12 protein-coding genes are annotated in these 14,635 nt (G+C 59.1%); 11 read left to right on the top strand and 1 reads right to left on the bottom strand.

The features are described 5' to 3' along the window. From NUW23_11735 to NUW23_11700, 8 genes are all read left to right on the top strand, one after another. A partial coding sequence (locus NUW23_11735) for an aconitase X catalytic domain-containing protein (protein MCR4426835.1) occupies positions 1-1,305 on the top strand: 1,305 nt, incomplete at its 5' end. After that, positions 1,302-1,730 (top strand): DUF126 domain-containing protein, encoded by a 429-nt coding sequence (locus NUW23_11730; protein ID MCR4426834.1) that lies wholly within the window; start codon positions 1,302-1,304, stop codon positions 1,728-1,730. The genes NUW23_11735 and NUW23_11730, both read left to right, overlap by 4 nt. 23 nt (positions 1,731-1,753) lie before the next feature. Beyond that, positions 1,754-3,754: a TRAP transporter permease gene (locus tag NUW23_11725; GenBank protein MCR4426833.1), complete on the top strand. Its 2,001-nt coding sequence runs from the start codon at positions 1,754-1,756 to the stop codon at positions 3,752-3,754. Positions 3,755-3,782: 28 nt separating this feature from the next. Further along, entirely contained in the window at positions 3,783-5,492 is a 1,710-nt protein-coding gene (locus NUW23_11720) for an aldehyde ferredoxin oxidoreductase (protein ID MCR4426832.1), read from the top strand. A 478-nt stretch (positions 5,493-5,970) separates the two neighbouring features. Continuing rightward, positions 5,971-6,711 carry an ATP-binding cassette domain-containing protein gene (locus NUW23_11715; protein MCR4426831.1) on the top strand — a complete coding sequence of 247 codons (741 nt, stop codon included), beginning with the start codon at positions 5,971-5,973 and terminating at the stop codon, positions 6,709-6,711. 45 nt (positions 6,712-6,756) lie between these two features. After that, positions 6,757-7,380, top strand: coding sequence for an ABC transporter permease (locus NUW23_11710; protein ID MCR4426830.1), 624 nt, complete (start codon positions 6,757-6,759; stop codon positions 7,378-7,380). A 58-nt stretch (positions 7,381-7,438) separates the two neighbouring features. Then, the gene (locus NUW23_11705) at positions 7,439-8,248 is read left to right on the top strand and encodes a MetQ/NlpA family ABC transporter substrate-binding protein (GenBank protein ID MCR4426829.1); all 810 of its coding nucleotides are present in this window, start codon (positions 7,439-7,441) and stop codon (positions 8,246-8,248) included. Positions 8,249-8,268: 20 nt separating this feature from the next. Further along, positions 8,269-9,480 (top strand): M20/M25/M40 family metallo-hydrolase, encoded by a 1,212-nt coding sequence (locus NUW23_11700; GenBank protein MCR4426828.1) that lies wholly within the window; start codon positions 8,269-8,271, stop codon positions 9,478-9,480. A gap of 100 nt (positions 9,481-9,580) precedes the next feature. Here NUW23_11700 and NUW23_11695 read toward each other — a convergent pair whose 3' ends face one another. Further along, complete coding sequence (locus NUW23_11695; GenBank protein MCR4426827.1) at positions 9,581-10,072, bottom strand: MBL fold metallo-hydrolase; 492 nt, start codon at positions 10,070-10,072, stop codon at positions 9,581-9,583. Positions 10,073-10,475: 403 nt separating this feature from the next. On the opposite strand from NUW23_11695, the gene NUW23_11690 reads away from it, so the two are divergent. The 3 genes from NUW23_11690 to NUW23_11680 form a co-directional block, all read left to right on the top strand. Beyond that, positions 10,476-11,651 carry an iron-containing alcohol dehydrogenase gene (locus tag NUW23_11690; protein MCR4426826.1) on the top strand — a complete coding sequence of 392 codons (1,176 nt, stop codon included), beginning with the start codon at positions 10,476-10,478 and terminating at the stop codon, positions 11,649-11,651. A gap of 40 nt (positions 11,652-11,691) precedes the next feature. Then, a complete protein-coding gene (locus NUW23_11685; protein ID MCR4426825.1) occupies positions 11,692-12,669 on the top strand; it encodes a TAXI family TRAP transporter solute-binding subunit in 978 nt (325 codons plus the stop codon). A 120-nt stretch (positions 12,670-12,789) separates the two neighbouring features. Further along, a partial coding sequence (locus NUW23_11680; protein MCR4426824.1) for a TRAP transporter permease occupies positions 12,790-14,635 on the top strand: 1,846 nt, incomplete at its 3' end.

The following is a 14,635-nucleotide window of genomic DNA, read 5'->3' as shown; positions in this document are numbered from 1 at the left end:
GGGGTTCCCCTTTCCGGCCCAACTCACGTCCTGAGCATGGGGGGACTGATTGTGCAGCTGAACAAGGAAGAACTGGATATGCTGAATGGACGCTGTGGCTACCCTGTCCAGAAAGCCATGGAGATCCTAGTCGCGCTCGGAGAGGCGTACGGTGCCGAAAGGATGGTTCCGGTGACGGGCGTCCATATGCCGAGTACCACAGTGTTGATTGCAGGTGACGCAGGCGTCGAATTCCTCGAAGAACTACTGGACAAAGGCGCACGATTTGTGGTCAGGACGACCACGAACCCGTCGGCCATTGACCCGTGCATCTGGCAGTCGCTTAGGATGCCGGAAGAGATGGTCAGAAAACAGCTGGGCTTCTCTGAAGTGTTCAGACAACTCGGCGCTCTGACATGTCACACGTGTTCACCGTATCACATCGGGTTCACTCCGAGATTGGGTGAGCATGTGGCGTCCGGTGAATCATCCAACGTGGTCTACTTCAACTCGGTCCTGGGAGCAAGAACCAATCGAGAAGGCGCCCCAGCGGCGATCGCGGCAGCCTTGACTGGCAGGGTGCCAGGTTACGGTCTGCATCTCACGGAGAACAGGAAGGGCAGAGTCCTTGTCCGCGTACGAACGGAGCTTCACGATTCCACAGACTACGGAGCTCTGGGTTACCTAGTTGGAAAGGCATACACTCGTACGGTGCCAGTGTTCGAAGGGGTCCCGCCATTCGCCACCAGTGAAAACCTGAAGTACCTGGGCGCTGCGCTCAATTCGTCGGGCGCGATACCCTTGTACCACGTCGTTGGAGTAACTCCTGAAGCCCCGACGGTCGAGGCTGCGTTCCAGCATGGCAAGCCCGAACAAGTGCTGGATGTGACAGAGACCGACATTGAGGGGGCTCGGGCATACCTCGGCAGAGCCGAAGGCGACAAGGTTGACTGGGTGGTTCTCGGCTGCCCTCATGCCTCCATCTGGGAATTGCGCGAGCTTGCCCAGCTCATCTCGGGCAAGAGGGTCTCGCCCAATGTGGAGTTCTGGGTGTGTGTGGCACAGCCCACCAAGGCCTATGCACAGAGGATGGGTTATGCGCAGGAGATCGAGAAGGCGGGAGTCAAGATCGTATGCGAGACCTGCCCCACTGTCACTTGTGGCCGGGATATTGCCTGCAAGCTAGGAGACAAAGTGACCATGGCGACGAACTCCGCGAAGATGGCGCACTACTCGCCAGCGGAATGCAGTGTACCGGCCTTCTATGGTACGACCCAGCAGTGCGTGGAAGCTGCCATATCCGGTACTTGGAGGTGTGCCAGATGACGAAAGTGGTACTGAAGGGCCACCGCGTAGTCAAGGGCAGGGCTGAAGGCGAGGCCCTGGTCGGAAAGGACGCCATAAGCTTCTGGGGCGGTGTCGACCCTGATACAGGAGTTGTCCAGGAGCACGGGCACGATCTCCAAGGAAATTGCGTGGCAGGCAAGATTCTTGTGTATACCACGGGGAAGGGCTCAGTTGGTGGGTCGGCCAGGCTCTACAGCATGATCAGAAAGGGAGTAGGACCAAAGGCCATTGTCAACGTGGATGCAGAGAGTGTGACGACCATAGGAGCAATCATGGGTGGCATACCTGTTGTCGACCACCTGGACCAGGACCCCACCAATATCATAAAGACTGGTGACTACGTCATCGTCGACGCGGACAATGGTGTGGTGGAAGTCATCAAGGCCACGGAGGAAAGACACTAAGAAAAGTCAGGGGGTGACCCGCAATGAGAGAGCAAGTGACCACCCAGCCCAGTAATGCTGCAATGCCAGAAGAAGAACAGGACTCCGGAGGGAAAAGGCACCTTACGGGCGTGTTGAAGTCCGTAGCTGGGGTAATTGCCATTGTTTTGTCACTGTTTCATCTGTACACAGGATACTTCGGCATCCTGGCACCACCCATACCACATGAATTCTCCTTCAGAGCTGCACATCTTATGTTTGCGATGACCCTGGTGTTCTTGCTCTACCTTCCCAATAAGTCGGCGGGTTCATCTCCATTCTGGCGAAAGTTCACACTCGCAATGGACATCGTGCTCAGCATTCTCGGAGTCATAGGCGTGGGCTACTTGGTCGTGAACTTCCCAGACGCGTACCTCAGGGCGGGGATGTCATATCAGTGGGAATACTGGCTCGCCGCTATCACGTTAGTGTTGGTGCTAGAGGCTGCTAGGCGCGCAATGGGTCCCAGCATTCCAATAATCGCAGTAGTGTTCATCCTCTATGCCCGCTACGGGCAGTGGGCACCTGAAGCTATTGCCCACGCAGGTTTCTCCTGGCGCAGAATCCTGACATCCGTTTACCTGATGTGGGATGGAATCCTCGGGACTGCCCTGCAATCGTCCGCGCAGTATGTCTTCCTCTTCATCCTGTTCGGCGCGTTCCTTAAGATATCCGGTGGGGGAGAGTTCTTCATCAACCTGGCGCTTGCGATGTTTGGCCGCGTCAGGGGTGGACCGGCCAAGGCCGCAGTTGTTTCGAGCGCGCTCATGGGGACCATCTCAGGCAGCTCCGTGGCGAACGTTGTGACGACGGGGAGTTTCACCATACCGCTGATGAAGAGGATCGGGTACGATTCATTCTTCGCCGGAGCAGTCGAAGCTGTTGCATCGAGCGGAGGGCAGATTATGCCCCCGATCATGGGCGCTGCAGCCTTTGTCATGTCGGAGATGATCAACGTCCCTTATGCCACGATCTGTCTGGCTGCTCTTATGCCGGCAATCCTGTATTACGTGGCACTCTTCCTCATGGTCGATCTCGAGGCGAAGCGCAAAGGGCTGAAAGGAATACCACGGAAGGATCTACCGAGTACAAGGCGTGTGTTGGCCGAGGGGTGGCAGTTCCTGATCCCTCTGGCCCTCATTGTTACACTTCTCGTTCTCAAGTACTCGCCAATGAAAGCGGGGTTCGCCGCAATCCTATGCACGCTTGCTGTGACGTTCTTCCGGAAGGAGACCCGGATGGACCTGCCTAAGGTGTTGCAGGCGCTGAAGGATGGGGCCTTTACTGCGGCAGGGATAGCCTGTGCGTGCGGGGCGCTGGGTATTATCATATCGATGGTGCTAATGAGCGGCTTGGCGACCAAACTGTCCACGCTCCTGATAGAGCTGTCTGGCGGGCATCTGATAATCCTCCTGATCCTGACCATGCTGAGTTCGATAATCATGGGGATGGGTCTTCCGACGATCGCGTGCTACGTGATCTTGTCAGTGCTCGTGGCACCGGCTTTGGTGAAGATGGGGTTGCCGGCCCTGGTTGCACACCTGTTCATCTTCTATTTCGGATCGTTGTCCCACATCACGCCGCCAGTGGCGATCGCAGCCTACGCTGCCGCAGGCATCGCACAGGCCAATCCCATGAGAACCGGCTTCACGGCTTGGCGGCTCGGGCTAACGGGGTTCATCGTTCCGTATATCTTCGTGTACGGCCGTGAGATCCTGCTCGGCGTGACTGGTGCATCAGCGACCGCCACAGTGTTCGTGATTATCTCCGCTATCATAGGAGTCACAGCTCTAGCCATGTCACTGTCTGGTGTGCCCATCCTGTCGAAAGGAACCAGTTTAGCAATACCGCAGAGGGCGATGCTCTTTCTCGCGTCGATGCTGCTGATTCAACCTGGATATGTGACCGACACCGTAGGGCTCGTGCTGATGGCTCTTGCAATGCTGACCAGTGGTGGTCTCACCCGCAGCGGGGCGCAGGTGTCAGATTCGCGAAACGCAGGTTAGCAATTGGGTCTGTTGGGGAGGGTGACAGGTGAAGACGTTCCTACGGGTTCGCATGAACGACCTGACCGTGCGCTTTGAGGGAGTCCCGAAGGCATACGAACGGTTGGGCGGGCGCGCTCTGACTTCGCGGCTAGTGTCTGATGAGGTGCCGCCTGACTGCAATCCGCTTGGTCCGAAGAACAGACTCGTGCTGGCACCGGGTCTGCTCGGGGGACTCACGGCCTCCAGTGTCGGCCGGCTGTCGGTCGGAGGTAAGAGCCCGCTGACCGGAGGCATAAAGGAAGCGAACGCAGGCGGTACACCTGCTACCAAGCTGGCGAGACTCGGGATCAAAGCGATCATAGTCGAAGGAATTCCGGCTGGAGATGTCATGGACACGGGCCCCTTTACCCTTGTCATCAGGACCTCCGGCGCGGAACTCGTCCGATGCGCCGAACTAGGGGGCCTCGGCGTGTACGAAAGCGCCAGTCGGCTTGCAGTAGCTTATGGAGGGAAGGCCGGCCTGGTATTGATCGGACCCGCGGGAGAGATGAAGCTCGCTGCTGCTGGAATAGCCTGTACGGACCTGGACGGCGCACCGACTAGGTACGCCGGTAGAGGCGGCCTCGGGGCGGTGATGGGTTCAAAGGGATTGAAGGCGATCGTTGTGGACGACACTGGGACATCAGGTGTGGACATCGCAGACCCCGAGTTGTATCGGGCTATCTTAAAGGACTACACGCGCACGGTCGCGAGTGCCCCGGGAACGCTGATATACAAGGAATATGGCACCGCCGCAATGAGCGACAACACCAACGCCCTTGGAGGCCTACCTACTCGAAACTTCTCGACAGGAACCTTTGAGCTTGCAGAGCAGGTGTCCGGAAGACGACTGCGGGATGTCATCATTGAGAGAAACGGGAAACCCTCCCACAGGTGTATGGCTGGGTGTGCCATCGAGTGTTCAAACGTGTTCCCGTGCAAGGACGGAAGCGTGGTGTCCCCGCTTGAGTACGAAACCATAGGGCTTCTGGGTCCAAACTGCGGCATCGGCGACTTGGATGCAATCGCAACTCTGAATTGCCTCTGCAATGACTATGGACTGGACACGATAGACACCGGTGGTGCGCTGGGCGTGGCCATGGAGGCCGGGCTGATCAAGTTCGGCGATTCCAAGGCTGCGATTGAGTTGCTCCGAGAGGTCCCGAAAGGGACGGTGCTTGGCAGACTGATAGGATCGGGCGGCGCCGTTGTCGGGAAGGTGCTGGGAGTATTACACGTTCCAGCTGTGAAAGGGCAGGTTATGGCGGCTTACGAGCCCAGAGCTATCAAGGGCCTAGGGGTTACCTACGCAACCTCACCCATGGGTGCGGATCATACGGCGGGAAACACCATACGCCAGCCAATAGACCATCGGTCACCCGAGGGGCAAGTGGAGGCGTCACGGAAAGCGCAAATCGGGGCTGCGGTTTACGACTCCCTTGGAGCGTGCTTGTTTGTGGGAGTGGGTCTGGCGGGCAGACTGGACTACCTTGTGGGACTTGTCAACGCCCGATACGCCTGGGATTGGACCCCTGATGATGTCATGGAACTGGGAAAGACGGCTCTCAGAACCGAGGTTGAGTTCAACCGGAAGGCGGGATTGGCTCCAGCCTCTGACGACCTGCCGGACTTCTTCCGGGAGGAGGCCAATCCGGCTGTAGGTACGACGTTCGACGTTCCAAAAGAGGAGCTGCGCAGGGTTCTATCTGACATGTGACCGTGAGACAGGCTGAGCGACCGAGCGGAGGCTCTTGACATCCCCGCCGGCATCAGGGTATATTAGACATAATTCTTAGCAGAACCGCAAATAGGGCAAACGTGATGACGGGGATGAGTAATCACTGAGTACTGGTCACAGAGAGCCGGCCTTGGCTGAAAGCCGGCACCGGGGAAAGGTGACGAACATGGCCTCTGAGCGGCCGGCCGAAAGCCAGGCTTTCGCGAGAGCGCGGCAAGTAGGTTAGGACGGGTGCGCCTGTTGTAGCGCCGGGGTCTGGCTGTACTGCCGCACCTGCCGAGGCGTTTCCCGTGAGGGTTGCGCGAACCTGGGTGGTATCACGAAGGATGTATCCTCTCGTCCCGGGCCTTTGGGCCCTGGGCGAGAGGATTTCTGTTGTCGGAGGTGTTCCCGTGGCCAGCAGACCGCGGGCGGGGCAATGCCTCATGTCTTGTGCAGATATCGGAGGTACGCGTACATGATCTCCCTACGAGGTGTCTGGAAATCCTACCCCGGTCAGCACGCTCCCGCGCTGGCCGACGTCAGCTTCAGCGTGGACACTGGGTCTATCTGCGGTGTCATCGGTCTCTCGGGCGCTGGGAAGAGCACTCTGATTCGCTGCATAACGGGGCTCGAGAGGGTCGACCGGGGCTCCATCCTTGTCGACTCGGTGGACATCGCCAAGATGCGCGGGGCCGAACTCAGAGATGCCCGGCGCAAGCTGGGTGTAGTCTTCCAACACTTCAACCTTCTATCTCAGAGAACCGTCCTGGGCAATGTCTTGTTCCCTCTGGAGATAGCCCGGATGCCCGCAGGCGCAGCTAAGTCCAGAGCAGAGTACCTTCTGGATGTGGTTGGCCTGTCCGGCAAACGCGACGCCTACCCGTCACAGCTCTCAGGAGGGCAGCAGCAGCGGGTTGGGATAGCGAGAGCGCTTGCGTCAAACCCGAGTGTTCTGCTGTGCGACGAGCCCACGTCTGCTCTGGATCCCATCAACACCCGGGCAATCCTGACCCTGATCCGGGATGTCAGCCGCGACTTCGGAGTGACAGTCCTGGTGATCACTCATGAGCTCAATGTGGCGCTCCAGATATGTGACTGTGTAGTGGTCATCGACGAGGGGAAGATCGTTGAGTCCGGCCCCACGAGGAGGATAATGGACAACCCTCAGTCTGGCGTGCTCAAAGCTATGCTTGCGACCGCTTTGGAGGTGGTGTGAGTGCTCCACAGCCTGCTGTCGAGAGCTTTGCTCGAGACGTTGTGGATGGTTTCAGTGGCAGGGGTTGTCTCTATCAGCCTCGGCCTGTTCCTCGGTGTTCTGTTATGGTTCTTTGCAGATCCTGCCCTGGGTAAGGGATACCTGATAAACCGGGTCTTCAAACTCGACCGGATACTACAGGCCGTTGTCAATGTGGGACGATCGATGCCGTTTCTAGTCCTGATGGTGGCAGTAATCCCGTTCACACGGGCGATTGTCGGCACCAGCATAGGGACAGAGGCAGCCATCGTTCCTCTCTCGATAGGAGCGATCCCGTTCGCCGCCAGGGTCGTGGAAAGCTCACTGCGCGGCGTGGACCGGGGCGTCGTGGAGGCCGCTCTCGTCATGGGCGCTACCCCGCTGCAGGTAATCTGGAAGGTCCTTCTCCCCGAAGCCCTGCCTTCTCTGGTCCTGGGGTTCACTCTTACGCTGGTCAGTCTCGTCAACTTCTCTGCGATGGCGGGTGCGGTGGGAGGAGGTGGTCTCGGGGATTTGGCGATCAGATTCGGCTACCAGCGGTTCCGTCAAGACGTCATGATCGCCACAGTCGTTGTCCTGGTGATCCTGGTCCAGGTCATTCAGTCTAGCGGGTTAGTCCTGGCCAATCTAGTGGATAAGAGAAGAAAATAGCAGCCGTGGAGGCGCACGCGGTGCGTGCGACTCCCGGGCAGAAAGGGGCAATCACAGTATGACAGGTGTCCGAAACCGTGGGCTTTTGGCCGTTCTGCTTCCGGCCTTGGTTCTGGTGCTACTGGCGGCCGGCGGCGTACAGTCAGAGACGAAGAAGGTTGTGCTGGGTGTGACTGCGGGGATCCATGAGGAACTCGCAGAGGTGGTGAAACCCGTATTCGAAGCTCAAGGTTATCAACTGAAGGTAGTTGTGTTCACCGACTACATAACCCCCAACCTGGCGCTGGCCGAGGGTGAACTAGACGCCAATAGCTACCAGCACCTTCCGTTCCTTCAGCAGTTCTGTGCTGACCGCAAGGCCCGCCTGGTCAGCATAGGCGCGACCGCGATATTCCCCATGGGCATCTACTCCAAGAAGGTCAAGCGCCTCTCCGATCTCAGAAACGGAGCCATCGTCGCTATTCCAAACGACCCCACAAACGGCGGACGAGCTCTCGTGCTCCTGGCCAAGGCCGGGCTTCTGAGACTCAACGAGGGGGCTGGCTGGAAAGCCACAGTATTCGACATCGCCGCGAACCCCAAAGGACTCAAGATCACGGAACTCGACGCGGCCCAGATCCCGAGAGCCCTCGAAGACGTGGACATAGCGTGCATCAACACGAACTACGCGATGAGCGCGGGACTCATTCCGGCGCGGGACTCGATCTTCTTGGAGGCCGCCGACTCCCCGTGGGTTAACATCATTGCGGTGAAAGAAGGACGGGAGAGCGATCCAGCCCTCCAGGCTTTGGTGAAGGCTTATCACTCAAGCCAGGTGCGGGAGTATATCGAATCGAATTACGAGGGGTCTCTGATCCCCGGCTGGTAGACAGGAGATGAGAACCGGAAGTGGAGACTGAGCTCTCTGTCCTGAGGGGAGGGGCAGCCCAGTTATGCGACGCCATGGTGGCCTTCGCCCAGAGGATGATACAGATTCCGAGCCCGTCAGGGGATGAGAAGAAGTGTGCGGAGACCGTGAAGGCGGAAATGGAAGGGCTCGGCTACGACGCGGTGCAGATCGACGGTGCTGGCAATGTCATAGGGTTGATGAGAGGGACTCAGAATGACGTCGCGCCCGTCCTTCTCAACTCGCACCTCGATCATGTGGACCCCGGAGACCTCTCGCAGTGGGCCCGCCCGCCGTATGCGGGCATCTTGGAAGGTGATGTGCTCTACGGTAGGGGTGCGTCAGACACTAAAGGAGCCTTGGCTGCTCAGGTGTATGCTCCGGCCCTGCTCAGGCTCGTGGGGTTCAGGCCCAGACAGGACGTGTTCGTCACGGGGGTGGTTCTCGAGGAAACCGGGGGACTCGGGACTCGCCAGCTGATTCAGAAAGGCGGACTTCCCGAGCCCGGGCTGGCGCTCCTTGGGGAAGCCACGTCTAACGAGCTGTGCATCGGCCACCGCGGCCGTGCGGAGTTCCGCCTCAGGGTACAGGGGAAGGCCGCTCATGCATCTGCACCCGAACGCGGCAAGAACCCCAATTACGGTATGGCACGGGTCCTGCTGGAGCTCGAGCAGCTTTCCTCGAACCTGGAAGGCCACCCCACATTGGGTCGATCCACCCTGGCACCCACAATCGTTCGTTCTGGCCCTTCCAGCCGGAACGTGATTCCTGATTGGTCTGAGGCTCTCATCGACTGGCGCTACACGGTCGAGACCCCTGACGGCATGCTAGAGGCACTCCGGGACGCGCTCGACTCTGCCGGAGAGGACGGAATAGCGGAGTTCACCATGCAGGACAGCATCACCTACACCGGGGTTGAGGGCCACGACCGCCAGCTGGTTCACTCATACATCATGAACGCGAGCCACCCCGCAGTGCTCAAGGTGGCTCAGGTCCTGGAGCGCCTGAAAGGCAGGCCGCCTGAGATCGGAACATGGCGGTTCTGCACTGACGGTGGGTACCTGAATGCTGTCGAGGGGATTCCCACAATTGGGTTCTCCCCGTGCGAAGAGCGTTATGCGCACACTGTGGAAGACCAAGTGAGAGTCTCGATGATGGTGGAAGCGCTTGAGTGTTACGCAGCGCTGTTGATTGAGGGACTCACTACCTTCTAGGGCAAACCCGGCGGACTGGGATGGGGATCCCTGCCTGGCAGAGATCCCGCTGGCGGATGTAGATTCTCAGTGCCTGCTGCTGGTGCGCCGACTACTTGTGTCAGCGCACCAGCAGGACATCCACCCTTCCGAGGGCGTTCAGCTGCTCCTGGGACATGTCATGCCCGATGTCCCCCATGTGCACCAGCCTGATGGAGTCCATCTCCATCACAAAGATGGAATTCGTCCCGCGCTTTGCCCCGCCCTCGGCGTCGTGGAAACTGGCAACAGAGTAGATTCTGACGCCATCCCTGTGGTACTCGCCCTTCCCCCGCAACGCGACGGGACTCCCCTGCGCTGCCGAGACATTGTTGTGGTCGGCATGTTTATGACTTATGGTCACAACATCCGCTGCAACGGAGGGCACGGGGTATCCGACGCTTGCGGCGAAGGGGTCCGCGAGGATCCTGACGCCTGTGGGGGAACTAATGAGGAAGCATGAGTGGCCAAACCACTTGACACTGATCTCCCGATGTGCCGCGGCGGGCAGCGGGCCTCCCACCGCCGCCACCGCCACCAGCAGCAACACCCCTGCGTGGACTCTTCGAGACATGTGCAGGCCTCCTCTCATAGTACGCGAAGTACACGAACGTACGGGAGTTCAGATCCAACACGTAACCCAATTTTCCACAATATTCTGCGTTTGATGGGTACATCCTCCCGCCGGAGGCCCTGGGTCTTTGCTGGACGCCTGGCCCAATCAGTACCTATCTGGCGGCTTTCGTCCCACACGCCGCCTCTTCCCGCTCACTTCCGCGATTCTCGCGATGCGGTTGCTCCTAGGCAGCAGGAATTCGTGACCATACGTAGTATATATGTTGTATCTGACATATATCTGACATGTGTATCTGCCGTGCAGTGGCAATCTCGGCTGGTCGCCCGCATGCCCACGCTAAACCGCCGGCCGGGGCGCCACGGTGCACCAATTACGCGCGAACACGAAGGGGGTACATGGCGTGGCGTCGACCTTTGGAAGCTTGCAGGTGGGTAAGGTGACCATGGGGGTTGGTGCCGTGAGCCAGGTAGGGGAGGAGGCCCGGCGGCTTGCGGAGGGCTCTGGCAAGCCCAGTGCGCTCGTGGTATGCGGGCGCGTCATAGGCTCGAGCGAGCTGCTTGGCAGAGTTACGGCTCTTCTTGAGAGCGCAGGCCTCGCCGCCCACGTGTTCGCGGAGGTGGAGCCGGAGCCCTCCCTCGACGCGGTGGACAAATGCGCTGCAGTAATCGAAGAGGGGGAGTTCGGGGTCGTCATAGGGCTTGGCGGCGGGAGTTCGCTGGATGTGGCCAAGGTGGCCGCGGCCATAGCAGGCCGGGGCTATGCCCGGGACCACGTAGGGGTAGGGAAGATACCTGGAAAGGGCCTCCCCACCCTAATGGTGCCTACCACGTCAGGCTCTGGGAGCGAAGTCACCCCGAGTGCTCTCTTAAGCGATCCGGAAGGGGGTGGACTGAAGAGAGGTGTGGTCAGCCCGTTCATGGTTCCAGACGCCTCAATAGTCGACGCCGAACTCACGCTCACGCTTCCGCCGGGCTCCACTGCCGCGAGTGGTATGGACGTGCTCGTGCACGCGTTGGAGGCTTACGTATCGCTCCGGGCGAATCCGGTCACTGATGCACTGGCCTTGCGTTCAATGGCTCTCGTCGGCATGAGCCTGAGAAAGGCCTTTGCCAATGGTGAGGATCTCGCCGCACGCGAGCAGATGGCGTCCGCGAGCCTGCTTGCCGGGATCTGCATCGGCAATGCAGGACTCGGCCTGGTTCATGCCATAGCCCTACCGCTTGGAGGACGGTTCGGAATCGCACACGGGATAGCGAATGCTGTGCTCCTGCCCTATGTCTTGGAGTTCAACCTGCCTTCGAACCTCTCCAAGTATGCGGCATCATCTGAGGCCTTGGGCGAGAATGTGGACGGGCTGACGCTGAGGGAACGCGCACGACTGGTCATACGGGCTGTACGAGACCTAATTGAGGATCTCGACATTCCCCCGTCGTTGAAGGACCTTGGTATTCCAGATAGCGCATTGGATACTCTGGCGCAGGACGCGATGGACAACAAGAGACTGTTGGCGACGAACCCGCGCAAGCCTACGCTGGACCAGGTAAGGACCATATGCCAGCGAGCTTGGAACGGCTGACTCCGAAAGAGGCATCAGAAAAGAAGGGAGGATCACCAACATGAGAGGGGCTAGGTACAGGCTGGTTTCAGTGTTGGTGGCGTCGGCACTCATCTTCGCGGCAGCCATGGGAAGCTCCGCGGCACCCGAGCGTACGTTCCTACAGTTTGGTGGGAGTAGTCCCGGCGGGGTCTTCTACTATGTATTCGGGGTCTTGACGACGCTGCTTACCGAGAAGATGCCCAACGTGATCGCGACCAACGTGGCCACCGGCGCCTCTGTCGACAACCTCAAGCGGTTGATGAAAGGCGAGCTTGACTTCGGGATCTCACATGCCTCCAATGTTTGGGAGTCGCTGAACGGCGAAGGGCCTTTCGGGGGCCAAAAAGCAACGCAACTGCGTGCGATCGGGAAGGTGTATAACAGTCCTCACTACTTCGTCACCCTGAAGAAGACCGGGATCAAGACCATGTCGGACCTCGCGGGGAAGAAGGTAGCCATTGGAACCGCCGGGTCGGGCGCGGCTTACAACTCTTTGCTCACCTTTGAGGCCCTGGGAATCAAGGCCGACACCCGCTATATGTCCTTCGCCGACGCCGGCCGCGATGTCAAGGAAGGCAGGATTCATGCGCTCGGCCAAAGCGGCGCACCATCCGGGGCAGTCACGGAGCTTGCGGAGACAGCCGACATCTACGTGATCCCCATGACTGACGAGGAGATTGCGAAGATTGTGGCGTCCCAGCGTGCGCCGTATTTCTGGAAAGGCTACATGTCCCCGGCTACATACAAGGGCATGACTGAACCGGTTCCCACGTTCTTCGTGTCCATACTGTGGTACGCCCACGAGAGAGTGCCCGCTGACACAGTGTACCAGGTTCTGAAAACCATGTACGAGCCTGCGAACAGGAAACGACTCGAGGACGGTTACCCGTTGTGGAAGGAAATAGACCCTGACCTGGACGAACTGAAGCGACTGGGCATCCCGCTCCACCCAGGAGCCGAGAAGTTCTACAGGGAAATGGGTATCCCGATTCCGTAACCCGTGGCTAGCTGGACTCCGAGAGGCGGGCGCCTGGCCACGGGTTGAGCAGAGCCCCGCTTGCGGCGCCCGCCGCATCCGCCGGGCATCCGGCGGCGATGGAACGAAGGAGGACGGGTGATGAAAAACGCCGTAGCGAAGAAATTCGAGCCGCGTACGAGGAAGCTGTCTGGCAGCACCTTGTTGCTGTTCAACACCGCGGCTGCACTATTCGCGGGATTCTACCTCTATACGGCCGGGTTCGGAATCCTATCGACAGAGACGCATAGAGGGATGTACCTCCTGTTCACTTTCGTCCTTGGATTCATGATGTACCCCGCCACCCGCAAGTCTCCGAAAGGGCGGGTGACTTATTGGGACTGCTTCCTGATTGTGGTCGCGGCCCTTTCAATGGTCTATTGGATGACGACGTACAGCTCCTACGCCCGGTACAGGTGCAGCGATCCGAACCTTTATGACTTCTGGTTCGGTGTCATTGCGGTGATTGTGTGCCTGGAGATCACCAGGAGAGCCATAGGCAACCTCCTGGTGGCCCTGGGTGTCATCTTCCTGGTCCAGCTCTACTTCGGGAGATACCTCCCGGGCATCCTCGCCCACCCTGGGTTCCAGTGGAGCAGGATAGTGGAGTTCGTCTACTCCGACATGCAGGGGATATTCGGAGTCGTGGCTGACACGTTCGCGACGTACATATTCCCTTACATCATCTTCGGGGCCTTCCTGCAGAAATCCGGCGGCGGAGAGTTCTTCATCAACCTTGCGTGTGCCGCCACCGGGGGCTGGATCGGCGGGCCCGCCAAAGTCGCAGTGGTCTCGAGTGCCCTGTTTGGGTCGATATCCGGCAGCTCCGTTGCGAATGTGGTGGGAACCGGCACCTTTACAATCCCCGTTATGAAGAGAGTGGGGTACAAAGGTGAAGAGGCCGGGGCCATAGAGTCGGTCGCGTCTACCGGCGGGCAGTTTATGCCGCCCATCATGGGTGCCGGGGTGTTCCTCCTGGCATCGTTCACGGAGACCCCGTATTTCCGGATCGCCATGATGAATGTGATTCCCGCTTTGCTGTACTTCTACTCCGTTGGCTGGAACGTACATCTGCAGGCATTGAAGACAGGAGCCTTGGGACTTCCCAAAGAGGAGATCCCGGACTTCTGGAAGACGCTCAGTCAGGGCTGGCATTTCGCCATACCCCTCGTACTGATCTTCTACTTTATGTTCCGCGGCTACTCTCCCAGCCTTGCGGCGTTCATTGGATGTGTTTCCACCGTCGCCTTAAGCTGGGTCCGCAGGGAGACTAGGATGTCAGCTCGGGATATCTGGGATGCGCTCGCGATAGGCGGAAAGAACTCGATATCCACCGGGGCCACTGTCGGGACCCTCGGCCTCATAATGGGAGGCATCGTCCTCGGGGGCCTCGGTCCGAAGTTCTCCGCCCTTCTGATCCAGCTATCCGCGGGCAACTTGCTAGTTGCAGTCGTACTGGTAACCATCGTCTCGATCATCCTTGGCATGGGACTGACGACAACCTCCTCCTACCTCGTGCTTTCGGTGGTCGCCGCCCCGGCCCTCATGGTCCTTGGGGTCAACCAGATCGTGGCCCATCTCGTGTGCTTCTACACCGCCACGATCTCGAACATCACGCCTCCTGTGTGCATATCCGCCTTCGCGGCGGCCGCGATTGCGGAGGCAGACCCCATGAAAACCGGATTGAACGCGCTCAAATACGGGATGTTCCTCCTGGTAATCCCCTTTGCGTTTGTGTATTTCCCTGAGATCCTGACCATGGGGGCTGCTCACGACACCATCTACCTCGTGGCGAGCTACCTGCTGAGCATACCGATGTTCGCTGTAGCGGTCATAGGTTACCTTTTCGGGCGGATTGGGGTGTTCGAGAGGGCGCTGGCCCTTGTCTCTTCCGTGTGCCTCTTCACCCCAGGTCTGGTCACCGACGCGGTTGGTCTCGCCGCGGGTG

This window comes from Bacillota bacterium, assembly GCA_024655925.1.
In the GTDB taxonomy this organism is placed as follows: Bacteria; Bacillota; DTU025; order DTU025; family JANLFS01; genus JANLFS01.
This window is presented reverse-complemented; position numbering and strand designations above follow the sequence as displayed.